We start from the raw sequence: 23,200 nt of genomic DNA, 5'->3' as shown, positions 1-23,200 counted from the left end.
ATCTTCTCGTGTTGGTAGACGAAGTTTCGGATCTCTTCGACAGTGTATCCAGGGGTGATGGCCATGGTGCTCCGGTTCCTCTCTTATCCGGAGTGGCTCACAACCAGCCTGACACAGAGGGTCTGCGCACAGTTGACTGGCCAACGCCGCGGCAGAAGGTCGTTCCGCCCCGCGGTCGCCACGGCAGGGCCCCTCTGAAACTGGCGATCGGCGCGGCACTGCGCACTCGGCAAACCCTGCGCCTCTCAACGTCGATCAAGGGCCCGTCCGAATATGCTGCGGAAGACCGCGACATATCTGAGCGAGCCCTTGATCGAGCGAAGGGCGCCCCGCAAGGCACGCCGGAGCCGGTGACTCGGCGTTTACAGCGCGAGGTGCTCCTTGACCGACGCGGCCAGGCGCTCGGCCTGGGCGGAGGCGGCATCCTCGGTGGCGGCTTCGACCATGACCCGGATGAGCGGCTCCGTGCCCGAGGCGCGCAGCAGCACGCGACCGGTGTCGGCGAGTTCGGCCTCGACAGCGGCCACCTCGGCGGCGACCTGCGGGTGATCGACGTTGTTCTTGTCCACGCCCTTGACGTTGACGAGCGCCTGCGGCAGCTGCGGGATCTCCGCGGCGAGGTCGGCCAGGGTGCGCTTGGCATCGGCCATCCGCTTCATCAGATGCAGGGCGGTCTGCACTCCGTCGCCGGTGGTGCCGTGATCGAGCATGAGCACGTGTCCGGACTGCTCCCCGCCGAGCGCATACCCGTCGGCGAGCATCCGCTCGAGCACATACCGGTCGCCGACAGCGGTCTGCACGGTATCGATGCCGTATTTGTCCATCGCCTGCTTCAGACCCAGGTTCGACATGGCGGTCGTGACGAGGGTGTTGCCGCGCAGTTCACCGAGCTCCTTGAGCCCGATCGCCAGGATGCCCATGACCTGGTCGCCATTGACGACCCGCCCCAAGGAGTCCACGGCCAGGCAGCGGTCGGCGTCACCGTCGAAAGCCACGCCCAGATCGGACTGGGTCTCGACGACGAGGCGCTGCAGCGGTCCGAGGTGGGTCGATCCCACTCCGTCGTTGATGTTGAAGCCGTCGGGTTCGGCGGCGGAGACGATGACTTCGGCGCCGGCCTGGCGCAGGGCGGCGGGTCCGACGATGGACGCCGCACCGTGAGCGCAGTCGACGACGACTTTGAGTCCCGACAGCGGGCGCACATTGTCGGCGTCGACACAGCGCACCAGGTGTTCGGTGTACTCGTCTGCAGCGGCCGGGTAGCGCGAGATGCGGCCGACGTCCGCGCCGGTCGGACGGTCCCAGTCCTCATCGAAGATCGCGAGGATCTCGTCTTCGACCGCGTCGTCGAGCTTCGTGCCTCCCGCGGCGAAGAACTTGATGCCGTTGTCGGGCATGGGGTTGTGGGAGGCGGAGATGACGACGCCGAAAGCGGCGCCGGTGTCCTTGACGACCTGGGCGATGCCCGGCGTCGGCAGCATGCCCGCGTCGAGGACGTCGACTCCCGTCGAGGCGATTCCGGCGCTCAGTGCGGCGGAGAGGAATTCGCCGGAAACGCGCGTATCACGTCCGACCACGGCGAAGGGGCGCTTCTCACCCGTCCAGCCGCTGCTGAGCACGCGTGAACCTGCGACCGAGAGCTGGAGCGCGAGTTTGGCCGAGATATCGCGATTGGCCAGTCCGCGCACTCCATCGGTGCCGAAGAGTCGAGACATAGTGGAGATCCTTTCGTCAATGTCGGAGTCGATCTTAGTCGATCCGCTGTGTGTCGCTCGTGATGTCGGCGTCCTCGCCGAGGCTGCCGGCCGCAGCCGTGGCTCCTGTGATCGCGGCGTCGCGAGTGTCCATTCAAGGCGGAGCGCGCTTATCGCGCGGTGCACAGCTCGAAAGATGTGCGTCGCCTTGAACGACGGGAACGAGCGGAAGGTGATCAGTTCGTTCAAGGCGGAGCGCGCTTATCGTGCGGTGCACAATGCGATATTCGCGCTCAGGCTTGAACGACGGACTATGCGCCGAGGCGGCACACCCGACCGCAGCCGCGGTCGCGCGCAACGCCGGCTAAGTCAGTGACCGTGTGAGATGAGTCCGGATATGAGAAATGCGGCCCCGAACCTGGTTCGGGACCGCATTCTCATGTTCATGATGCTGAACTGTCGATGACTGCGACTCAGTGGCAGACCAGCCGCAGTCGGTTCGCCAGCGAGATCAGCGCTTCGAGAACTGAGGTGCCTTACGGGCCTTCTTGAGACCGGCCTTCTTGCGCTCGGGAACGCGAGCATCGCGGCTGAGGTATCCGGCCTTCTTCAGCTCGGCACGGTTGGACTCCGCGTCGATCTGGTTGAGCGAACGAGCCACGCCCAGGCGGACGGCGCCGGCCTGGCCGGAGGGTCCACCACCGGAGATCCGGACGATGACGTCGAAACGTCCGCCCAGGTCCAGCAGGGTGAAGGGCTCGTTGACGAGCTGCTGGTGCAGCTTGTTCGGGAAGTACTCCTCGAGAGTACGTCCGTTGATGGTCCACTCACCGGTGCCGGGGACGAGGCGCACACGAGCAATTGCCTGCTTGCGGCGGCCGACTCCGTTGCCGGGGGCGGTCAGGGACTGTCCACGTCCACCGGCGGTGCTTTCGCCCAGGCCAGCGGATGCGGGAGTCTCGGAAGTGTATTCGGTGATCTCTTCTTCGACAGTTTCTGTCGCGTTGGTGGTATCAGCCACGGTTCTCCTCGGTATGTCTAGAGCTCAGGCGCTTACTGCGCGACCTGGCTGAGTTCGTACGGCTGCGGATTCTGAGCGGCGTGCGGGTGCTCGGCACCTGCATAGACCTTCAGCTTCTGCATCTGGGCACGTCCGAGACGAGTCTTCGGGACCATACCGGCGACAGCCTTTTCGACTGCACGCTCGGGGTGGGTGGCGAGGAGCTCGGCGTAGTTCACGCTCTTGAGGCCGCCGGGGTATCCGGAGTGGCGGTAAGCGCGCTTCTTCTCGAGCTTCGCACCTGTCAGCGCGACCTTGTCGGCGTTGATGATGATGACGAAGTCACCGGTGTCGGTGTTCGGAGTGAACGTGGTCTTGTGCTTGCCGCGCAGGAGGCGTGCAACCTGCGAAGCAAGGCGACCGAGCACCTGGTCAGTGGCGTCGATGACGTGCCACTGGTGCTCAACGTCACCGGGCTTAGCTGTATACGTACGCAAAAGTAGCCTTCTTTTCGTATCTGTGTTCAGTGCAGCGCCGGATCCTCATCGGGTCGTGAGTCCAATGGGTCTCAAGCGCTGGTTGTCTTCAATCGGGTGAACCTATCGACGCATTCCCCTCACCTACGGGCCTGCAACGCATGAGGCTATGTAAGGGAGTGCGACAAGCACACACAACGACAATCAAATATACATGCCCTCAGCCCCGGGGAGCAAACGCCCAGAGCGGTCTCAGGGCCAGCTGAAACCCGAGCCGATAGTATTGATCTGTGCCGACTCACTCCAGCCTGCCCTTCCGACTTCCCGCATTGAGAATCCTGATGCTGGGTCTCCTGGTCGGGCTCCTGACAGCAGGCCTCGGACTCGGCCCCGCTTCCGCGTCGGCATCAACCGACGGCTCGGCATCAACGGACAGCCTGGCACCGACCGACGGTTCGGCCAACACGAATGCGTCCTCCGCGCAGTACACTGACACCGGCAGGCCCCCGGCCGGGCAGACGGTCGTCTTCGGCATTCCGGGCCTGACCATCGATGATATCGACCCCGAGCGCACTCCGAACCTCTTTCATCTGCTCTCCGAGGGCGCGGCAGCGAACCTCAACGTGCGCACGATCGGCTCGGCCACCTGCCCCGCCTCCGGCTGGCTGTCCTTCGGCGCGGGCGCCCGCGCGCAGGCCGGCCCCTCCCCCATCGCCGAGGATGCCGACCCCGATGACTCGGCCCGCTGCCCGACCATGATCGCCCCCACCACGGACGGTTCCGTGGACGCCGAGGACGGGGCCACCTCGGCGAAGGAGACGGCAGACAGTGATGAAGCTCATGGCGACGAATCCGCGGCCGGAACGACGACGGCTCGGATCGAGGGCTTCGATGCGGTCAAGGAACCCAATATCGGCTCCGGCTACTCCGTCGACTACGGCATGCTCGCGCGCGCCGTCACAGAAGCCGGCAGCGCCGTGCCCGCCGGCACCGACGCAACCGATGCGGACTCCCTGCTCGAACCCTGCGTCGCAGCCGAAGGCCCCGGCGCAGCCTATGCGGTTGCGGACGAAGACGGGGTGGTGACGAACTTCACGGACGATGCGTTGGCCACGGACTGCCGCCTCGGCGTCGTCGACCTCGGCGCGATCGGCATCCGCTCCTGGCTGTTCGACCCGATCCCGAACTACTCCTATACCGTTCCGCCGAACTACGACCGGGAGACCCGCGTCGCCGAAGCCGACCGCCGCCTCGGCGTGCGCCTGCAGGAAGTGCGGGAGAACGCGAAGGACGGGGCCGCGGATCCGACGATCATCGTCGCCGGCCTCGGTGACAGTTCCGGTCTGCCGCAGCTGCGCGCGTTCATCGCGTCCGGGCCCGGCTTCGAACCCGGGTCCCTGTCCTCGGCGACGACCCGCACCCCGGGGCTGCTGCAGATCACCGATCTGGCGCCGGGCATCCTCGATGTCCTCGAAGTCGATTCCCCGCGCGCCGTCGGCTTCGACTCCACCCCGACCGATGATGATCCGCAGCAGCGCATCGACGATCTCGTCGCCGAGGCGCAGAAGTCGACGACGATCCATCAGAATCTCTCGACGTTCTCCATCACCCTCGACATCATCTTCTACATCCTCTTCATCGCGTGCGCGGTCCTGCTCAACCGCTCCATCCTCGGCCGCCGAGGCGGTGCCACCCGAGCATCCCACGTCCACCGCTTCCTCGGCTGGGTGTCCCTGGGCGTGGGCTCCGTGCCGATGGGAGCGTTCCTCGCCGGGCTCCTCCCCTGGTCGAGGATGGCCGATCCCGGGCTCGGCCTGTTCCTCTCGGTCATCGGCACGGCCGCCGTTCTGTTCGTCCTCGCCCTCATCCCGCCATGGGGTCGGACCTGGCGAGGACGGGTCGGCGCCCTGGCCGGGGCGAACCTGCTCATCCTCGCCGCCGACCTGGCCACCGGGTCCCATCTGCAGGCGAACTCGCTGCTCGGGTACAACCCGATCGTCGGCGGCCGCTACTACGGACTCGGCAATCAGGGTGCGGCGATCTTCATCGTCAGCCTCTTCATCTTCTTAGGGCTTGTGGTGTCCTGGCTGCGGACGCGGGGCCACCGAAAAGCCGTGATCATCGTGCCGGTCGTCGTCGGACTGGCCGCCGTGTTCGTCTCCGGCAACCCCTCCTGGGGTGCGAAGTTCGGCGGCACGATCGCCATCCTCGCCGGACTCATGGTCCTGCTGGCACTGCTGTCGAAGATCCGACTGACTCTGCTGCGCCTCGCCCTCATCGGTCTGTCTTCGCTGGCCGTGCTCATCGGCATCGCCTTCCTCGACTGGCTGCGCCCGGCCGGGGCGCGCTCACATTTCGGCACGTTCTTCGACCAGATCGTCACCGGTGAGGCCCTGCAGGTCGTCGGCCGCAAGCTCGGCGCGAACCTCCACATCATCCAGGTCAATCCGGCTCTGGCCATCGTCACCCCGCTTGCGGCCATCGCGATCCTCATCTTCCTCCGCTACCTCCTCCACTTCCCCCGCGTCCACGCCGGCAGCCGGACCGGGCGCCTGGTCAACAAATGGCGCGGACGGCTCCCCCAGCTCTTCACCGATTCAGACCTGCACTATGGATTCCTGGCCGCCGCCACCGGGCTCGGCGTCGGGCTCGTGCTCACCGATTCCGGGGTCGCCGTGCCCTCGACCGGAGCCATGGTTCTGCTGCCCTTCCTGCTGGCGCTCAGTGCTGAGCACGCCGAGGAGGCTCACCGATGAGAGCCCCCGTGACCTCCCCCGCCGCTCGGGTTCTGCTCGGGATCCTGGCCATCGCCCTGTTCGTCCTCGGCCTGCCCCAAGCCGGGCAGGCGGTTCCGGGCGCGGGCTCGAACGCGGATGCTGCCACGGGCGCGAATGCGGCCGCGGGTGCGTCGGCTCGAGCCGACGCCCAGGCGGCGGGCGGGAACGGGGGCACGGCTCCGGCCGCGGAAGACGGCGACGGCGGGACCGCCTCGGCGAATCCCGGGGTCGTGTCGATCAACGTCTCCGGGTTCAGCTTCGAGGACCTCGATCCGCGCACCACACCGCACCTGTGGGTGATGATGAAGGGCGGGCAGATCGGGACGATCACACCGCGCAGCGTGCGCTCGACGAGCTGCCCGGTCGACGGCTGGCTGGGGCTCGGATCCGGGCGGCGAGCCGCCGACGAACCCCGCGATCAGTGCCGCGAACCGGCATCTCCGCTCGACGGCTGGGTCGCCGATTGGGACGTGTACGCGCAGGTGGCCCGCGGCGACAACTACGATGCCTCCCTCGGTGCCCTGGCCGAGGCAGTGCCCGATATCCGCGCCTTCGGCAACGGTGCCGCCATCGCCGCGGCCACCCCAACCGGCCGCGTCGAGAACTGGTCGCCCGTCGGAGCCGACCTTGGAGCGGACGTCGCGAAATCGACCGCAGACGGCGAGCTTACGCTCGTCGATCTCGGCAATACCGCCGCCGACGGCTACTCGCTGAAGAATCTCGACGCTCAGGTCGGGGACATCCTCGAATCGACGGGATGGATGAGCGCGGATCAGCCGAACCGCCTCGGCGAAGGACGCGTTCCCGTGGTGTTCTCATCGATCGCCGACGGCACGCATGAAGGTTCGTCGATGCAGGCGACGATGATGGTCGCCCCGGGCGAGCAGGCGGGACTGCTCACCTCCTCGTCGACGCGGCAGCCGGGACTGGTGCAGGTGCCCGACCTGGCACCGACGCTCGTGGCACTGTCCGGTGCCGAGGAGATGGACAATGCGGCCGGGGCGCCGATGACCTCGGGGGCGCGTGGGTCCGATTGGCATTCGCGCTATCAGGCAGTCCTCGATCGTCAGGTGGCGGTGAAGACGCAGAACGATCTGTCGACGTGGTTCTTCCCCGTGGTCGCCGTGCTCATGATCGGACTGTTGGCCTTGGCGTGGTTCATGCGGAAGAACCACCGGGAGCTCGTCCATTCCGGGGCGTACCGCCTCGGTGTCGTATTCGCGGCGATGCCGATCTCGACGTATCTGGTCAATACCGTGCCGTGGGAGCGGGCGACGAATCCGGACATCGCGATGCTCGGAGCCCTGGCCGGGTGGGCGCTGCTGCTCGGGGTGCTGGCGCTCCTCGGCCCCTGGCGGCGGCACAAGTTCGGGCCGGTGCTCTTCGTGTCCACCGTGACCGTCGCCGTGCTCGCCTACGACGTCGTCACCGGATCCCAGCTGCAGATGTCGACGCTCTTGGGTGAGCCCCTGCTCATCGCCTCCCGGTTCTACGGGATCGGGAACTCGGCACTGGCGCTGTACTGCTGTGCGCTGCTGCTGGCGGTCGCAGGGTTCGCGTCACTGGTGACCAAGCCGCTGCATCGGGTCCTCATCGTCACCGTTCCCGTGCTCGCCTCCTGCGTCATCCTCGCAGCACCAGGTCTGGGCACGAAGTTCGGGTCCGTACCGACCCTCATCATCGGAGTCGCCTACCTCGTTCTGGCCGCGGCGAGCATCCGGTTCTCGCTCAAACGGCTGGGACTGACGGTGGGCATCGCCGGGTTCGTCATGCTCACCGTGCTGTTCCTCGACTGGCTGCGCCCGGCCGATCAGCGCACGCACTTCGGACGGTTCTTCGACTCGATCATCAGCGGTCAGGCGGTCAGCGTTCTGGCTCGAAAGATCGGGATGAACATCGACATCCTCACCCAGTCGTGGATGACTCTGGTGCTGCCGCTGGTCATCATCGGCGTGTTCTGGATGGCGCTCGATCCAGCGCGCTTCCGACTGCACGGACTCCAGGACACCTACCGCCGGATCCCTCTGCTGAGGGCGGCGATGATCAGCCTCGCGATCCTGCTGGGAGTCGGCACTCTCATCAACGACTCGGGCATCGTCGTGCCGGCCGTCGGCATCCTCTTCCTCGTCCCGGTGCTCACTCACCTCGAGACCTTCCGCGCCGGTCGCCCGCCGGTCCCAGCGGCGACGCCCTCCGGTGACGGTGCCGGCGATGCTGACGCGGCCCCTGCCGACTCCGGTGCCGAGGACGTCGCCGACGCCGACGGCTCCGATTCATCGTCACGCCCCTGACTCTGCGGGCATCACGCACCGGTAGTCTCAACATCCACCGCTCGCCGCAGAACACCTCCGTGGCGACAAAAGGCACCTTTGCACCGGTGCGCAATGCGCCTACCTGTAGGAGACGGCACTGACGGCGCATGGTGCCGCGCAGAGAACGACCTTCGCCGAGGCATCCCTCACCGTCAGTGGCGTCCCCGCCGCTTCCTCGCAAAACACCCACGCAGCAGCAATTCGCACTCGTGCACCGGTGCACTGTGCAACTGCGTGGTGGATATGGACCAAGCGGTGAGGGGTTGTTCGTACGGACAGTGTCTGGAAACGACGGCGGGGCCGGAGAGAAGAACTCTCCGGCCCCGCCCGTCTCGGCGATGATCTCGCCTGAGTGTCAGGTGCTTCTGAACAGCCTGGCTCAGTTCTGGAGGCTGAGCTTGCGGCGGCGGACGATCGTGACCGCTGTACCGCCGGCAACGATGAGTGCCAGTGCCGCGGCGACGATGTTGACGGTCTCGAAGCCGGTGCGCGGCAGGTCGCCTCCATCCTTCGAACCGTTCGCATCGGCCCCGGAGCCATCGGCCGAACCACCGTCGGCAGACGCATTCGCGCCGTCAGCCCCACTGCCGGCGTTCGACGAACCGTCCGACCCACCGGCCGCGCTGTCTCCGCCATCGGCATTGCCGCCGGCCGCGCTGTCTCCTCCGTCAGCGGCGCCGCCATCGGCGGAACCACCATCGGCATTGCCGCCGTCGGCCGAACCGTCATCGCCGGCTGAGGCATTCGCATCGTCACCGACTGCCGCGGTGGCTTCGAACTCATGTGCCAGCGGCAGCGGGTTGTCATCCCACCACGGACCATCGGCATTCGCCTGCACGCTGGCCTTGACGGTCACCTCTCCCGAGGCGTCCTTCGGCGCGGTCACGGTCACGGGAGTCTCGGACGCACCTGCCGGGATCGAGTCGAGGGTGATCGTCTTGGCAGCCGCCTCGGCGCTGACCTCGGGGGCTTTGTCCTTGGTGGCTCCGGCGGAAGCCGACTGGGCCTTGGACTGTGCGGCCGCCTCGGCGGTATAGCCCTCCGGCAGGTCGACGGTGACGTCGATGGGACCCGCAACCTCGGACTTCGCGTTCGTCTTGAGCGCGAACTCAGCGCTCTCACCGGGCTTGATGGCCTTCGGCCCGGTCAGCTCGGCGCTCAGATCACCCTTGTCGATGACGTCCTTGGCTGCGTCTGCCTGACGCTCGTTCTTATCCGGGGTGACGTCTTTGCCTTCGGCCTGGTGCTTGTTGAAGTAGTTCTCCCAGGTCTCGAAGTCTGTGAGTCCCGACTGTTCGAAATCACCCTTGGCGAAGGAGGAGAAGTTGTCACCACCGGTGGCGAGGAAGCTCAGCGTCGCAACCCGGTAGTCCATGTTCGGATCGATGTCCTTGCCATCGACCTTGACCGACTTCACGTGCTCGCCCTTGTCGGCATCAGTGTCATAGACGACGTCGAGGTCATCGGAGATGCCCAGGTGGAGGAACGACCGGGAGGCACCGTCGGGCTGCCACTGCTCTTCGAAGAGGCCGATGACGTCCGAACCCTTCATCGTCACGACACCATGGTCGTTGGCGAAGGGAAGCACGCTGTTGAGCTCGGCAACGGTGACTTCGCATTTCTCCTCGGAGTTGTAGATGTCATCGCAGAGCAGATCGGTGCGCAGACCGCCGGGGTTCGTGATGCCGAAGTCGGCTTCTTCCAGCTGGGTCTCTTCGACGCCTTCCTTGAGCGCATCGGCGACGAGGTTGCCGAGCGTGGACTCGGCACCGCGGTCCTCTTCGCCGTCCTTCTTCGCTCGGGTGATGTCCTCGCTGATCGTGCCGGTGACCTCCGAGCCGAGCTCCTTGGCCTTCTCCTCTGCATCGCTGACGATGCCTGCGACCTTGTCGACGACCTCGGAGTCATAGCTCTTGCCCTCGGTCTCGATGAGATCGATGCCGCTGGCCTGCCAGTCGCTGTTGCCGTCGACTCTCATGGTCACCTGCCCGACGTATTCGCCGTAGCTGCCGGCCTCGATGACGGGACGGGTGCGATCGGGTTCTCCGGGCACCGGTGCTTCGAAGGCATACGGCATATGGGTGTGGCCGGTGAACATGGCGTCGACCGAGGCGTCGGCCTCGGTGACGAGCTTCTTGAACTCCGCGTTCGACGCCTTCGCGTCTTCCAGGCTCTCGGTCGACGACGCGCCGAGGTGGGCCTCGACGACCGTCATATCCGGTCGTTCGTCCTCGGGCAGGTTCTCGAGATCGTCGGCGACGCGGTTGACTGCGTCCGTGGGGTCACCGAAGTCGAGGTCGGCGATGCCGTCCGGTGAGACGAGTGAGGCGGTGTCCTTGGTGACAACGCCGATGACGGCGATCTTGACTCCCGACACGTCGACGATGGAGTACTCGTCGAGGCCGTCGACGACGTTCTGAGTTCCCTTGTCGTAGACGTTGGCCGCCGAGTACGGGAAGTCGGCTTCGTCGCTCACTCTTCCCGTGAGGTCATCGATGCCTTTGTCGAATTCGTGGTTGCCGACAGCAGAGGCCTCGACGCCCATGGCGTTGAGGACATCGAGCGTGGGGGTGTCGTTCTGCGATGAGGAGGTGTAGGTCGAGGCACCGATGTTGTCACCGGTCGAGAGCAGAGCAGTGCCCATATTGTCGCCGCCGGTACCGAACTTCGCTCGTTCCTCCTCGACGACCGAGGCGACCTGAGTGCCTGCCTCGGAGATGCGTCCGTGGAAGTCGGTGATATTGAGCAGCTGAACTTTGGTGCCCTCGGGCGCCGACTGCGCATCGCTGCCGGAATCCTGCTCGTCGCCGGCGTTGTCCGACGGCGCGGACTTGCCGTCGGTCGAATCGTTCGACGACTCGTCGGGGTCCGCGGGAGCCGCTTCACTCGGTGCCGTGGCGCTGTCGTCGGTGGAGTTTCCGTTGCCCAGAGAGGGTGCCCCGATGGCAGGCGCGAGGCCAGGCAGCGTCAGCATCGACACCGCGGCGCCCGTGGCCAGCACTTTGGTCACAAGTTTCGACATGTATTCGGTTCCTTCGATCGTTCAGTGAGGCGCACATCAACCGTGCTGGTGGGGATGAAGACGGATTCCATCCTGCAGTGCCAATGCGAACTGAAAGTTACTTAAGTGTGAATCTACACAGGATTCTCACAACTGGAAAGAGGAATTCTCACATGATCGCGACTCGCGGGATAAAAGGCGGCTTGATGCTTCTGCCGACGACCCGACGAACCGTCGGCCTATTCCTGGTCGCGGCGGGCCATCGTCTGGGCGTTGCGAGCCGCGTAGTCCTCGGGTGCCGGATAGCCGACCTCGGTGAGGACGAGTCCTTCGGCAGGCGTGACGAACATGGGCACATCCGGAGTCAGCCCGGCGTCCGCCTCGGCGATGAGTTCGGCCGGGCGGGTCACCGCCCAATTGCCGGATCCGACCTTGATCAATCCGCCGACGAGTGCACGGACCATGTGATGGCAGAAGGCGTCGGCGCGCAGATCAATGGTGATCACAGCATCCTGATCGCGCGAGACTCGCAGTTCGTGGAGGGTGCGGATCGTCGTCGCGCCCTCCCGGGGTTTGCAGAACGGCAGGAAGTCGTGTAGCCCTTGGACCTCGCTCGCGGCCTCGGCCATGGCTTCGGCATCGAGTTCGCCCTTGTGCCGCGGCGTCACCTGCGTCAGCAGCGGGTCGATGAATGACCGATGATCGGCCAACCGGTACTGATACGACCGCCACAGCGCAGAGAACCGGGCGTCGAAGTCCTCTGGCACCTCGGCCACCGCGTGGACGACTATGTCGTGGAACTCACCGGCGATGAGGACTCCGCGCAGACGTGACAGGAGGGCCGCCTCGGCGGATCGATTCGACTGGCCGATGAGCTTGCCGATCGCCTCATCGCCTAGATCGATATGCACGACCTGACGGCGAGCGTGGACGCCGGAGTCGGTGCGGCCGGCGACGACGGTGGCCACCTCGGTGCCGGTGATCCTCTCCAGTCCGGACTCGATGGCGGCCTGGACCGTGCGCAGCCCCGGCTGCTTGGCCCAGCCATGGAAATCCGTGCCTCGATAGCCCAGGTCGAGGCGGAAGCGGGTCATCGGGTCATCCTCGCCGAGGCGGGGCCCGCCGTTCCGGGTCCGCCATCGTCATCGATCGCTTCGGTGAATGGGGCGCGGGGCTTGAAGACCCCTCCGAAGAGGCGGGAGACCAGTCGCGCCCGCTGCCGGTGATAGCGCTCGACGTTCGTGTTGTAGAAACGCGCGCCGGCGAGGATCCGTTCGGTGAGCACCTGCAGCTGACCGTGCAGAAGCTGGATCGTCGTGTCGATCTCCTCATTGACCGCAGCCCGCTGGGGACGGGCAGAGTCCGAGGTCAGGGATCTCTCCGTCAGCGCCGCGGGGATGAGTGCGGCGTCATCGACGGCGTCGGTCAGGGCGTTTTCGGCTGCAGCGCCGCGGTGGTCGAAGGGGGCGCGTTCGGCAGAGGCGAGCGCGAGTTCCAGCCGGGACAGGTCCTGTCCGGCGATCTGCTGGAGGGTGCCGATATAGGCCGGCACGAGAGCGTGGCGGGCGCGGATCTCGCCGATGAGCTGGCGCTTGGCTTCATCGCACAGCGACCGGGCCATGGACAGCTGGTTGAAGCGCAGGACGGTGAGGATGACGAAGAGGACGAGGAGAGCGGCGAGTACGCAACCGCCGACGATGAACCAGACCACGGCCATTCCCCTCGTTCCATGTGCTGCACGAGTATTTCCGACACCTCAGTTTACGCGGGGTTCAGACTCGTCGCGAACAGGTCATCATCCGGACACCGAGGCTACTGAGAAGAGTCACAGAGAAGGACCGCGCCCGGACACCGGCCCCGGCATTCTGCAGTCACCGCAGAGAGTGCGGACCGATTTCGGCCAGATGTCGCCGACCTGTCGCCTTCGGGTCATGCGTTCGTCACTCGGCGGGCCTTAGCTGGAAGTCGTGAGAGTAGCGATCATTGCAGAATCCTTCCTCCCCAATATGAATGGGGTCACCCACTCACTCCTGCGGGTCCTCGACCATCTGGCCGACCGCGGCGACGAAGTCCTCGTCATCGCTCCGGGCACACGCAGGGACGGTCCGAAGGAGGTCGCCGGTGCCCGCATCGTCCGCGTTCCCTCGATCGCCTTGCCGAAGTATCGGCGCATCCGTGTCGCTCCCGGCGGCGTCACCCGCATCCGCCGGCTGCTGCAGCGGTTCGCCCCGGACGTCGTCCATCTGGCCAGCCCGTTCGTCCTCGGTTGGCGCGGGGTCCTCGCCGCCCAGGCACTCAATCTGCCGACCGTGGCGATCTACCAGACCGAGGTTCCCGCCTATGCCGCACGGTACGGAATGCACGGCATCGAGGCCATGCTGTGGAACCACGTCCGCAATATCCACCAGCATTCCTCTCTGACGCTGGCCCCATCGTCGTACACGATCGATCAGCTGCAAGGGCTCGGGGTCGCCGAGGTGGCACTGTGGGCCCGTGGGGTCGATTCCTCCCGTTTCGACCCGGGTCACCGGTCCGAGGCCTGGCGTCGAAGCGTTGCCCCGAATGGTGAGAAGATCATCGGCTTCGTCGGCAGGTTGGCCGCGGAGAAGCAGGTCGAAGACCTTGCTGCGCTCACCAATCTGCCCGGGGCGAAGGTCGTCATCGTCGGTGACGGTCCCTGGCGGACGCGTCTGCAGCGGCTGCTGCCGGAGGCTCATTTCACCGGGTTCCTCGGCGGGGATGCCCTGGCCCAGGCGGTGGCGAGCTTCGACCTCATGGTCGCCCCGGGTGAGCTCGAGACGTTCTGCCAGACGATTCAGGAGGCCATGGCCTCCGAGGTGCCGGTCATCGCTCCCGCCCGAGGCGGCCCACTCGACCTCGTCGACTCCTCGCGCACCGGGTGGCTCTACACCCCGAAGGATCTCGCTGCCATGCGAGCGCATGCGGCGGACCTCCTCGGCGACGAGGCGAAACGGCGGGCCTTCGGGGTCGCCGGTCGTGAGCAGGTGCAGGCCAGGAGTTGGAAGAGCGTGTGCTCACAGCTCGTCGGCCACTATTCGCGGGCGATCGAGAATCCAGCCCCGCAGGTGCTCGGCCGCGGATTCAGCTCGATGGTCAACTCCGGACTGGAGAATCCACTGCCCTACTGAGGTGACCGCGCAGGTCAGCTTCCGGCCCTTTCGCCGACCGCTCAAGTTACCGCCGCTGTATCAAGCTATACGGTGAGCGCTGGGCGCCGAGGTGAGCGGTCGGCGCGCGCGAGCCTTCAGATGCCGAGCTCAGCCGAGGCCGGCCGTCCAGTCGGCGACGGTGACCACTGTCGCCTGCTTGGGGAACACCTTCTCGGTGAGCACCGCGTGGACCTCGGGGTCGCGGTCGGCGCAGGCGTCGGAGAGCACAGTGAGCTCGAAGTCGAGATCGGCGGCCTGGCGCACCGTCGAGAGCACGACACCGCTCGTGGCGACTCCGGCGAGCACGAGAGACGATGCCCCGTAGCCGCGCAGCAGCACCTCGAGATCGCTGCCGGTGAAGGCGCTGATGCGACGCTTGGTCACGATCGGCTCGCCCTGATGCCGGTCAAGGGTGTCGTGGATGCTCGTCGAGGCATGGGTCTCGTCAAGGTCGCCGTGGGCGGCGATCTGCGCGAACGATGCCGTTGCCGACAGTTCCGGATGCCCCTCGCGCAGCGCCACTCGCACCCAGACGACGGGGATGTCGTGGCTGCGGGCCGCGGCGACGGCGTCACGTGCGCGTTCGAGCACACCGGTCGAGGCGAAGGCGTCGTCACCTGCGATGCCGTTCTGAAAATCCATGGCCAAGAGAACGGTGCTGTCGGTTCCGGTCATCATGTCTCCTTCGGTTCGTGCGGGGCTGATTCCCTCTTCCGCCGAGGTTACTCCTGACTCCAGTTGGTCCGCTGAGTCGAGGCTCAATGCCGACTGAGACCGGAGCGACGGCTAGCAGTGGAGTGCCGTTGTCCGCCGAAGGCGGCATCGATATGATGAAGAGGAAGCAACGTCAGGCCCCGGGCTACCGGATAATCCCGGCCCTTGGGAAGACGGCCCCCTGGCGAATGCGGAAGCACCCAGGGGGTGCTTCATATTCACGGACCTATCGTTTCAACCGCCTGCCTTCCGTCGAGCCGCTTCGCCCAAGGCGCGGATCTGGCGCAGAAGATCATGGCCCACCGACTGGCCGGGAGCAAACAACGCGCCGTTGTCGACCGCATAACGCGCTGGTATCATGGATGATGAAGCAACGTCATGCCCCGGGCTACCGGATAATCCCGGCCTTTGGGAAGACGGCCCCCTGGCGAATGCGGAAGCACCCAGGGGGTGCTTCATATTCAAGAGCTTTCCGTCGACAGCATTGATGACCGTCAACTTGCCTTCCTGCAGAACCGGCTCGATGAATCTGACATCATCGCGCGCGATGTCACGTTGCATCGCCCATGAGATCGCGTCTGCTGACCACAACAACGGTTCGAACGCCATTCCGCCGTGAGTGAAGGCGACACCAGGGTGAATCGCGCCCGTCCTCCGCAAACTATCGACCACTCGCTCATCTGCACGGTTGAGTCTCTGATCCCTATTGTTGTCAGCGACGATCCCCCGAACAGCCCCCTCTCCGGTACCGCTCGTGAGGTTACGGACGAGCCGGCCGAGACACAGCGCCCTGGCCCTCGCAATGTCGCCCTGAGAACTGCCCGCCAACGGCATCTTCACAGCAATGACATTCCACACCGATTCCTCGGTGATCGTCTCGACCATCTCGACGATGTCACCGCGGTCGAAGTCGCTTCCGCGGAACTTCTTGTTCGTATGCCAGTAGGTTCCGTCGGCCACTTCCACCAATCGCTCGCGAATGGAATCCAAGCGCGCATGAGAGAAGATGACCGCGGCCATCTGATATAACGAGACCTCCGCCGGACCCAACCGCGTTCGAGAGAAGGTGCCCTCCGCCGCGCCTGTCGGCTGCCTCATCGACTCGTCGATGAACGCGATCGGGTTCGGGGCAGCGGCGAGGTAGAACCTCTCCAGTGCAGGTGACCGCAGGTTTGGGCTCGACATATCTCCGCTCTCATCCGGCAACGCTGCTCTCTTCGAGCAGCATTGCTCTCATCCGATGATGTGCCGAACACTCTATGGGGCGGTCCTGACACGACCGATGGGGGCGGTTCAGTCGACGATGCCGCGAGCGTCGAGGGCCCGACCGGTGTCCTGCGCGTATTTCACCGACCGCAGGATCGCCGGCACCACTCGGGCCCTGATGCTCGAGTCCAGTCCCCTGGCCCGGGCTGCGCGTTCGGCTTCGCCGAGCAGACCGGAGATATGGGAGATCGCCCTGACCATGAGGCTCGCTGTCAGTGCGATCGCCTCGGTGTTCGCGCCGAAGAACCGCAAGGGCGCGACCAGCACCGTGAACGTGTCGAGCAGCTGCGCCACCGACGTCGTCAGGGTGAGGATCAGGGCCGCCTGCACACAGGCGAACACGGTCCCGCCGACAGCCAGCCCCGACTCCATGGACCCGAAGAAGTACTGCAGCCCCATGACGATCGCCACGAGCACCGCCACATAGATCCATGTGCGCAGGAAGTGCTTCACCCGCAGCCGGGCGGTGAAGCCGAGGACCACGAGGACAGCGAACATCGACCAGTTGATCGCCGTATCACGGAAGATGAGCGCAACGATGCCGATCACGGCGATCACCGCCAGCTTCACTCCCGTCGGCACTGCATGCAGCCATCCCCGAGGATGCGCCACCTTCCCGAAGAGCTGCGGTCGGGCCTTGATGCCGGCGTGCTTCCGCCACGTCGTTCCGGTGTCACCGGCACCAACGCCGGTATGACCGGCCCCGACAGGACGTTTCCCACTCATGGCGTATCGCTCATGATGAGATTCCGGTAGGCGGCGACCGCCTCGGCGGGGGCGGCATCGGCCACGATCCGACCGTCGTCGACGACGATCGCGCGCTGGGCGGTCTGCGCGAACTCGAGGTCATGGGTGGTGAGGATGATGCGCACCCCGCGCCTGTCCACGAGCTCCTGGAGATGCACGCGCAGCCGCTCTTTATTGCGCAGGTCGAGCAGGGTCGTCGGCTCGTCGAGGACGAGGATCTGCGGATCCACCGCAAGCACCGCGGCCAGTGTCACGAGCTGACGCTGACCGCCGGAGAGTTCGTAGACGCTGCGTTCAGCCAGGTCGGCGATGCCGAGCTCGTCGAGCACCGCCAGTGCCGCTGCCCGCCGTTCGCGTTTGGGCACGGACTTGCGCAGGGACAGTTCGATGTCCTCGATCGGGGTCGGCATGACCAGCTGCGCGGCCGGATCGGTGAAGACGAAGCCGACCATTGAGCGCACCTTCGCCGCCTGCCGGCGCGGGTCGAAACCGTCGACGAGGACCTCTCCGGCGTTCGCGGTGACCAGCCCGTTGAACAGCTGCAGCAGGGTCGACTTCCCCGAGCCGTTGGCACCGATGACGGCGACGACATCCTCGGTGAGGGTGAGATTGACGTCTTGGAGGATCGGGCGCACGACATCGCCGTCGGGTCCGTCGTCGAGGACTCCGACGCCGACGTCGCTCAACCGGATCTCACGAGTCACTTCGCGCCCTGTGCCTGCCCGGCCGACACCGATTCGACGCTGATGCCGCGACGGCGCAGCACGTCGGGGAATGCACGGTGGATGAGCACCGCCACCGAGGCGGCCAGGATGTTCTTCACAATGTCACCGGGCCAGTAGGCGAGGTCCGCGACCGCAGCCACGCCGAGCGGCAGATCGCCGTTGATCGACATGCCGAGAATGCCCAGCGGGTGGTTGAGCAGGAGGCTGCCGCCGAAGCCGCCGAGGAACAGCACCACGCCGAGCTTCATTCCGCTGAAGCGGCGCACGGCCCAGCGGGCGATGAGTCCGGCGAGGAGAGCGTAGAGCGCGAAGGAGAGGATGTAGCCGGCGCTCGGGCCTGCGAGGACGCCGATTCCGCCGCGCATTCCCGAGAAGATCGGGAGTCCGACGAGACCGAGGACGACGTAGAGCAGGGTGGCTGCGAATCCGCGCCAGGGTCCGAGCACCATCCCGCACAGTGCGATCGCGAAGGTCTGCAGAGTGATCGGCACACCGAGGGGACCCACCGGGACAGGAGGCATCATCGCAAAGGCCGCGATCATCGCCGCGAAGACCGCGACGAGGGCGATATCGCTGCCGGCCGAGCGAGGACGGGTGATTCCCGCCGAGGTGGTGCTGTGGGTCGGTGTCATGAGTACTCCATTGGTCGTGATCCTCCCCGACGGGATCGGGGACGCCCGAGGCGGCCTCGAGCACCCTCCCACTGTAACTGAACGGTGTTCAGGAGCGGTATTCGGGGTTGCGGTCGAGGCCGCCTCGAGGAGGGTGTCCGCACGTTCACACGCGCAGTGCCCCTCAACGGTCGCGGAGGATCACTCCCATTCGATCGTGCCCGGAGGCTTCGAGGTGACGTCGAGGACGACGCGGTTGATGTCGTCGACCTCGTTGGTGATGCGGTTGGAGATCACGGAGAGCACATCGTAGGGGATGCGCGTCCAGTCGGCGGTCATCGCGTCCTCGCTCGAGACCGGGCGCAGCACGACGGGGTGGCCGTAGGTGCGGCCGTCGCCCTGGACGCCGACGGAGCGGACATCGGCCAGGAGCACGACCGGGCACTGCCAGATCTCTCCGTCGAGGCCGGCCTTCGTCAGCTCTGCGCGGGCGATCGCATCGGCCTTGCGCAGGATGTTCAGGCGCTCCTCGGTGACCTCGCCGATGATGCGGATGCCCAGTCCGGGGCCGGGGAACGGCTGGCGGGAGACGATGACCTCGGGCACGCCGAGTTCGCGGCCGATGGCGCGGACCTCGTCCTTGAACAGGGCGCGCAGGGGCTCGATGAGCTGGAACTGGATGTCATCGGGCAGGCCGCCGACATTGTGGTGGCTCTTGATGTTCGCGGTGCCCGATCCACCGCCGGATTCGACGACGTCCGGGTAGAGGGTGCCCTGGACGAGGAACGCGATCTCTTCGCCCTCGCCTTCCTGAGCCTCGAGCACGAGGTCGGCGGCAGCAGTCTCGAAGGTGCGGATGAACTCGCGGCCGATGATCTTGCGCTTCTCCTCCGGGTCGGTGACCCCCGCGAGCTGGGACAGGAACTGCTCACGCGCATCGACAGTGACCAGGCGGACGCCGATCGAATCGACGTAGTCCTTCTCGACCTGGACGCGTTCGTCCTGACGCAGCAGCCCATGATCGACGAACACGCAGGTGAGCTGGTCGCCGATGGCCTTGTGGACGAGAGCTGCGGCCACGGAGGAGTCGACTCCGCCGGACAGACCGCAGATGACCTTCTTGTTGCCGACGCGGGCGCGGATGAGTTCGACCTGCTCGTCGATGACGGATTCGTTCGTCCAGTCGGCGGTGAGGCCGGCGACGTTGAACAGGAAGTTCTCGAGGATCTTCTGCCCGTTCTCCGAGTGGAGGACCTCGGGGTGCCACTGCACGCCGGCGAACCTCTTCGCCGCGCATTCGAAGGCCGCGACGGGGGTGTCCGGGGTGGAGGCGAGGACGTCGAAGCCGTCGGGCGCCTCGGCGACGGAGTCCCCGTGGGACATCCAGACCTTGTAGTTCTCAGGGGTCTCGGCGAGCAGCGAGCCGGTCTGGGACACGGAGACCGGGGTCGATCCGTATTCGCGCTTGTCGGTCTTGGCCACGCGCCCGCCGAGTGCGGTCGACATGAGCTGGAAGCCGTAGCAGATGCCCATCGTGGGCACTCCGAGGTCGAACACGGACGTGTCGAAGCTCGGGGCGCCGGCGTCGTTGACGCTCGAGGGTCCGCCGGAGAGCACGATGGCCACGGGGTTCTTCGCGGCGAATTCGGACGCCGGGGCGTCGTGGGCGATGATCTCCGAGTACAGGCCGGCTTCGCGGATGCGGCGCGCGATGAGCTGGGCGTACTGGGCGCCGAAATCGACGACGAGGACGGGGGGCACCTGCGTGCTCTGAGATTGCGTCATGATCCAATTCTAAGCGTCGGCGACCAGACGCCCGAATTCGGGTCGTGCTCCCTTCGCAGGGCGGATGCGCACGTGTCGGCGGACCGCCTCGGCGAGGGTGGGCCGGGCCGGTTTCGCCGCCGCGGATGACCGCGGGTCGGCGGGCCGCCTCGGCGAAGGTGGGGTCCCTCTTAGGACTTGGGGGCGACGACGACGGCGGCTTCGAGCTCGGCGTCGACCTGACGGTGGATGCGGCGCTCGAGGATGAACGACATCACGGGCACGACTCCGGCCAGGGCGAGGATGAGGTAGCGGCCGAGCGTCCAGCGCATCTGCTGGTTGAGCCAGAAGCAGCCGATGAGGTAGACCACGTAGCACCAGCCGTGGCAGATCGCGATGGCTGCGGCGAGGTTGAAGCCGCCGAAGTTCAGGGCCGTCTCGGCGTCCGCGGCGATGAGGTACTTGTAGATCATCTCGACCGTGAGGATGAGCAGCATCGTACCGGTGATGAGCGCCATCACGCGGTAGAACTTCAGCGCGTTGCGGGCCGAGGTGAAGCGTTTGACGCTCCACACGTTGTTCTCGTCGAAGTCGGGGCGGGAGTCCAAGGACTCGTGTTCTTCGCTCACGCTCAGTTTCCTCCGGTCGTGCGGGTGTCAGTGTTTCGGGCATCGGCGTTCTTGCTTCGTTTCCTGCCGGGCTTGGCGCCTCCGTGGCGGTGGGCCGGCAGTCCGGTGAGTCCGGACATCACCTCGGGGTCGATGGTCGCGTCGCCCGCGGGTTTGACGACAACATACTCGACGCTCTTCTCCGAATCATGGGAATCCTCGCCGAGGCGGCGCCGGAGGTAATCATCGCGCAGCAGCTGGAACCACATGTAGAGGGCCATGGCCGCGAAGATGATCCATTCGAGAGCGTAGACCGCCGACTGCAGATCGAATCCGCCCTCGTCGCGTGTCGTCGTAGTCGGAACCTGTGCGAGACCGTCGGTGCCCACCGAGGCGGCGGCACCGGTGGCCTTCTCCGGGATGAGGAATCCGGAGTAAGTGAGCAGGTCGGGGAACAGGTTGACGATCTGCGAGGTCGAGACCGTGTGCACCTGCCCCTCGGGCAGATCGTTGCCCTCGACGGGGCCCTCGATCGGTCCGATGCGCGCGGTCAGCTCGACCTGACCGTCCCTGGCCTCCGACGTCATCGCCGTGTCCTCGTCGGTGGTGAAACCGCGGACGACGGGGATCGCAATCGTCTTCTCGTCGGCGTTCGCGGCCTCGACGCCTTCACCGAGGTGACCGCCGCCCGGGGCGAACATCGTCACGACCCAGTACCCGGTATCGCCGTCCTGGACGCGTCCGGGAACGACGATCTGAGCATCGGGGATCCAGTGTCCTGACAGGCTGACCCGCTGGTCGGCGAGGATGCCGGGCATCGGAGCCTGGGCATCCATGACGTCGTTGAAGTCCTTGAGCTCATCGACTCCGGAGGACGCAGCGACGTCGTTCTTGTGCTGGGCCCGGTCGACCTGCCACGCGGAGAGTCCGACGAAGCAGGTGACGAGCACCAGGACGAGGAGCAGGGACCCCAGCCATTTGGGAGTCAGTGCCAGGCGGAACAGTTCAGACCACCGAACCAGTCTGGTAGGGCGAGACGGTGACGTCGACGCGCTGGAATTCCTTGAGATCGAGGTAACCCGTGGTCGCCAGTGCCCGACGCAGGGCGCCGGCGAGGTTGAGTTCGCCGATCGCGGTGCGGCCGGGGCCGAAGAGCACCTGCTCGAGGCTGCCGACGGTGCCGAGTTCCACACGGTGTCCGCGTGGCAGATCCGGGTGATGGGCTTCGGCGCCCCAGTGCATTCCGCGGCCGGGAGCTTCGGTCGACCTGGCCAGGGCGGTGCCGAGCATGACGGCATCGGCGCCGACCCCGAAGGCCTTGACGATGTCGCCGCTGGTGCCGAGTCCGCCGTCGGCGATGACATGGACGTAGCGGCCGCCGGATTCGTCCATATAGTCCCGCCGGGCGGCGTGGACGTCGGCGACGGCCGTGGCCATCGGCGCGTGGATGCCCAGAGTCTTGCGGGTCGTGGCTGCCGCTCCCCCGCCGAAGCCGACGAGGACGCCGGCGGCACCGGTGCGCATGAGGTGCAGGGCCGCGGTGTAGGTGGCGGCTCCGCCGACGATGACGGGCACATCGAGTTCGTAGATGAACTGCTTGAGGTTGAGCGGTTCGGTGTGGGTCGAGACGTGCTCGGCCGAGACCGTGGTGCCGCGGATGACGAAGATGTCGACTCCGGCGTCGACGACCGTCTTGTAGAACTCCTGGGTCCGCTGCGGGGTCAGAGCACCGGCGACGGTGACTCCGGCTTCGCGGATCTGCTCGAGGCGAGCGGTGATGAGTTCGGCTTGGATGGGTGCGGAGTAGAGCTCCTGCATCCGGGAGGTCGCCATCTCGGCCGGCAGCTGGGCGATCTCAGCCAGCTGCGGGGTGGGGTCCTCGTACCGTGTCCACAGACCTTCGAGGTCGAGGACGCCTAGTCCGCCGAATCGGCCGAGCGCGATGACGGTCTCCGGGGACATGGCCGAGTCCATGGGAGCGCCGATGAAGGGCAGCTCGAACTGGTAGGCGTCGATCTGCCAGTTCAGGGACACGTCTTCGGGGTCACGGGTGCGCCGAGCGGGGACGATGGCGATGTCGTCGAGCGAATAGGCGCGACGGCCGCGCTTGCCTCTGCCGATTTCGATTTCAGAACTCACCCCAACAGCCTATCCCACCACCCTTGGCGCAAGGTCTCAGCCCACTATGAGGAACAGCGCATCTCCCCTCCCAGGACTACCCGACGGCTGTGAGTCTTGGTAGTGGCTGGTCTGGGACCGGCTGGCAGAGTAGGTGTTGGCCGTACCCATCCCGTGATCGTGACTCAACCCGGCGGTGACCCACCCCTCTTTGGTG

The 23,200-nt window shown here is 66.1% G+C and carries 18 protein-coding genes; 3 read left to right on the top strand and 15 right to left on the bottom strand.

Translation table 11 applies throughout. The features are described 5' to 3' along the window. Window positions 1-362 precede the first annotated feature (362 nt). The 3 genes from glmM to rplM form a co-directional block, all read right to left on the bottom strand. Entirely contained in the window at window positions 363-1,715 is a 1,353-nt protein-coding gene (glmM, locus tag HK108_RS18240; RefSeq protein WP_181272559.1) for a phosphoglucosamine mutase, read from the bottom strand. A 490-nt stretch (window positions 1,716-2,205) separates the two neighbouring features. Further along, window positions 2,206-2,715 carry a 30S ribosomal protein S9 gene (rpsI, locus tag HK108_RS18235; protein WP_025779545.1) on the bottom strand — a complete coding sequence of 170 codons (510 nt, stop codon included), beginning with the start codon at window positions 2,713-2,715 and terminating at the stop codon, window positions 2,206-2,208. Between the two features lie 32 nt (window positions 2,716-2,747). Continuing rightward, window positions 2,748-3,191 (bottom strand): 50S ribosomal protein L13, encoded by a 444-nt coding sequence (rplM, locus tag HK108_RS18230; RefSeq protein ID WP_101554123.1) that lies wholly within the window; start codon window positions 3,189-3,191, stop codon window positions 2,748-2,750. A 269-nt stretch (window positions 3,192-3,460) separates the two neighbouring features. On the opposite strand from rplM, the gene HK108_RS18225 reads away from it, so the two are divergent. Together HK108_RS18225 and HK108_RS18220 are read left to right on the top strand one after the other, a co-directional pair. Continuing rightward, on the top strand, window positions 3,461-5,926 hold the full coding sequence (locus HK108_RS18225) for a hypothetical protein (protein WP_181272558.1): 2,466 nt from the start codon (window positions 3,461-3,463) through the stop codon (window positions 5,924-5,926). Beyond that, window positions 5,923-8,238 (top strand): hypothetical protein, encoded by a 2,316-nt coding sequence (locus HK108_RS18220; RefSeq protein WP_229664264.1) that lies wholly within the window; start codon window positions 5,923-5,925, stop codon window positions 8,236-8,238. Before HK108_RS18225 ends, HK108_RS18220 begins: the two co-directional genes overlap by 4 nt. A gap of 400 nt (window positions 8,239-8,638) precedes the next feature. Here HK108_RS18220 and HK108_RS18215 read toward each other — a convergent pair whose 3' ends face one another. The 3 genes from HK108_RS18215 to HK108_RS18205 form a co-directional block, all read right to left on the bottom strand. Continuing rightward, the gene (locus HK108_RS18215; protein ID WP_181272557.1) at window positions 8,639-11,281 is read right to left on the bottom strand and encodes a bifunctional metallophosphatase/5'-nucleotidase; all 2,643 of its coding nucleotides are present in this window, start codon (window positions 11,279-11,281) and stop codon (window positions 8,639-8,641) included. A 218-nt stretch (window positions 11,282-11,499) separates the two neighbouring features. Further along, complete coding sequence (gene truA, locus HK108_RS18210) at window positions 11,500-12,354, bottom strand: tRNA pseudouridine(38-40) synthase TruA (RefSeq protein WP_139468419.1); 855 nt, start codon at window positions 12,352-12,354, stop codon at window positions 11,500-11,502. Continuing rightward, entirely contained in the window at window positions 12,351-12,977 is a 627-nt protein-coding gene (locus HK108_RS18205; protein ID WP_181272556.1) for a LemA family protein, read from the bottom strand. Before HK108_RS18205 ends, truA begins: the two co-directional genes overlap by 4 nt. A 250-nt stretch (window positions 12,978-13,227) precedes the next feature. Between HK108_RS18205 and HK108_RS18200 the strand changes: the two genes are divergently transcribed. Then, a complete protein-coding gene (locus tag HK108_RS18200; RefSeq protein ID WP_172170798.1) occupies window positions 13,228-14,409 on the top strand; it encodes a glycosyltransferase family 4 protein in 1,182 nt (393 codons plus the stop codon). 129 nt (window positions 14,410-14,538) lie between these two features. On the opposite strand, the gene HK108_RS18195 is transcribed toward HK108_RS18200, so the two are convergent. From HK108_RS18195 to HK108_RS18155, 9 genes are all read right to left on the bottom strand, one after another. After that, a complete protein-coding gene (locus HK108_RS18195) occupies window positions 14,539-15,108 on the bottom strand; it encodes a cysteine hydrolase family protein (RefSeq protein WP_258233415.1) in 570 nt (189 codons plus the stop codon). A 270-nt stretch (window positions 15,109-15,378) separates the two neighbouring features. Further along, a complete protein-coding gene (locus tag HK108_RS18190; protein ID WP_181272555.1) occupies window positions 15,379-16,329 on the bottom strand; it encodes a hypothetical protein in 951 nt (316 codons plus the stop codon). Window positions 16,330-16,437: 108 nt separating this feature from the next. Then, window positions 16,438-17,136, bottom strand: coding sequence for an energy-coupling factor transporter transmembrane component T family protein (locus tag HK108_RS18185; RefSeq protein ID WP_219922577.1), 699 nt, complete (start codon window positions 17,134-17,136; stop codon window positions 16,438-16,440). Continuing rightward, window positions 17,133-17,861, bottom strand: a complete 729-nt coding sequence (locus tag HK108_RS18180) for an energy-coupling factor ABC transporter ATP-binding protein (RefSeq protein WP_181272554.1) — start codon at window positions 17,859-17,861, stop codon at window positions 17,133-17,135. The genes HK108_RS18185 and HK108_RS18180 overlap by 4 nt, the downstream gene beginning before the upstream one ends. Continuing rightward, window positions 17,858-18,514 carry a biotin transporter BioY gene (locus tag HK108_RS18175; protein ID WP_181272553.1) on the bottom strand — a complete coding sequence of 219 codons (657 nt, stop codon included), beginning with the start codon at window positions 18,512-18,514 and terminating at the stop codon, window positions 17,858-17,860. The genes HK108_RS18180 and HK108_RS18175 overlap by 4 nt, the downstream gene beginning before the upstream one ends. 180 nt (window positions 18,515-18,694) lie before the next feature. Beyond that, window positions 18,695-20,278 (bottom strand): glutamine-hydrolyzing GMP synthase, encoded by a 1,584-nt coding sequence (guaA, locus tag HK108_RS18170; protein WP_139908708.1) that lies wholly within the window; start codon window positions 20,276-20,278, stop codon window positions 18,695-18,697. A 170-nt stretch (window positions 20,279-20,448) separates the two neighbouring features. Beyond that, a complete protein-coding gene (locus tag HK108_RS18165; RefSeq protein WP_139468416.1) occupies window positions 20,449-20,886 on the bottom strand; it encodes a DUF3817 domain-containing protein in 438 nt (145 codons plus the stop codon). Window positions 20,887-20,888: 2 nt separating this feature from the next. Next, window positions 20,889-21,815 (bottom strand): SURF1 family protein, encoded by a 927-nt coding sequence (locus HK108_RS18160; protein WP_229664263.1) that lies wholly within the window; start codon window positions 21,813-21,815, stop codon window positions 20,889-20,891. Window positions 21,816-21,870: 55 nt separating this feature from the next. Next, on the bottom strand, window positions 21,871-23,004 hold the full coding sequence (locus tag HK108_RS18155) for a GuaB3 family IMP dehydrogenase-related protein (RefSeq protein WP_139468415.1): 1,134 nt from the start codon (window positions 23,002-23,004) through the stop codon (window positions 21,871-21,873). Between the last annotated feature and the right edge of the window lie 196 nt (window positions 23,005-23,200).

It is taken from the genome of Brevibacterium sediminis (assembly GCF_013623905.1).
In the GTDB taxonomy this organism is placed as follows: Bacteria; Actinomycetota; Actinomycetes; order Actinomycetales; family Brevibacteriaceae; genus Brevibacterium; species Brevibacterium sediminis.
Note: the sequence above shows the minus strand (reverse complement) of the source record. Positions and strands in the feature narration are given on the sequence as shown.

Bases quoted from the DNA above. Each gene is read 5' to 3' on its own strand.
- HK108_RS18195 (WP_258233415.1), bottom strand. From the start codon at position 15,108: ATGATGACCGGAACCGACAGCACCGTTCTCTTGGCCATGGATTTTCAG.
- guaA (WP_139908708.1), bottom strand. From the start codon at position 20,278: ATGACGCAATCTCAGAGCACGCAGGTGCCCCCCGTCCTCGTCGTCGAT.
- glmM (WP_181272559.1), bottom strand. From the start codon at position 1,715: ATGTCTCGACTCTTCGGCACCGATGGAGTGCGCGGACTGGCCAATCGC.
- HK108_RS18215 (WP_181272557.1), bottom strand. From the start codon at position 11,281: ATGTCGAAACTTGTGACCAAAGTGCTGGCCACGGGCGCCGCGGTGTCG.
- HK108_RS18220 (WP_229664264.1), top strand. From the start codon at position 5,923: ATGAGAGCCCCCGTGACCTCCCCCGCCGCTCGGGTTCTGCTCGGGATC.
- HK108_RS18175 (WP_181272553.1), bottom strand. From the start codon at position 18,514: ATGACACCGACCCACAGCACCACCTCGGCGGGAATCACCCGTCCTCGC.
- HK108_RS18205 (WP_181272556.1), bottom strand. From the start codon at position 12,977: ATGGCCGTGGTCTGGTTCATCGTCGGCGGTTGCGTACTCGCCGCTCTC.
- truA (WP_139468419.1), bottom strand. From the start codon at position 12,354: ATGACCCGCTTCCGCCTCGACCTGGGCTATCGAGGCACGGATTTCCAT.
- HK108_RS18190 (WP_181272555.1), bottom strand. From the start codon at position 16,329: ATGTCGAGCCCAAACCTGCGGTCACCTGCACTGGAGAGGTTCTACCTC.
- HK108_RS18185 (WP_219922577.1), bottom strand. From the start codon at position 17,136: ATGAGTGGGAAACGTCCTGTCGGGGCCGGTCATACCGGCGTTGGTGCC.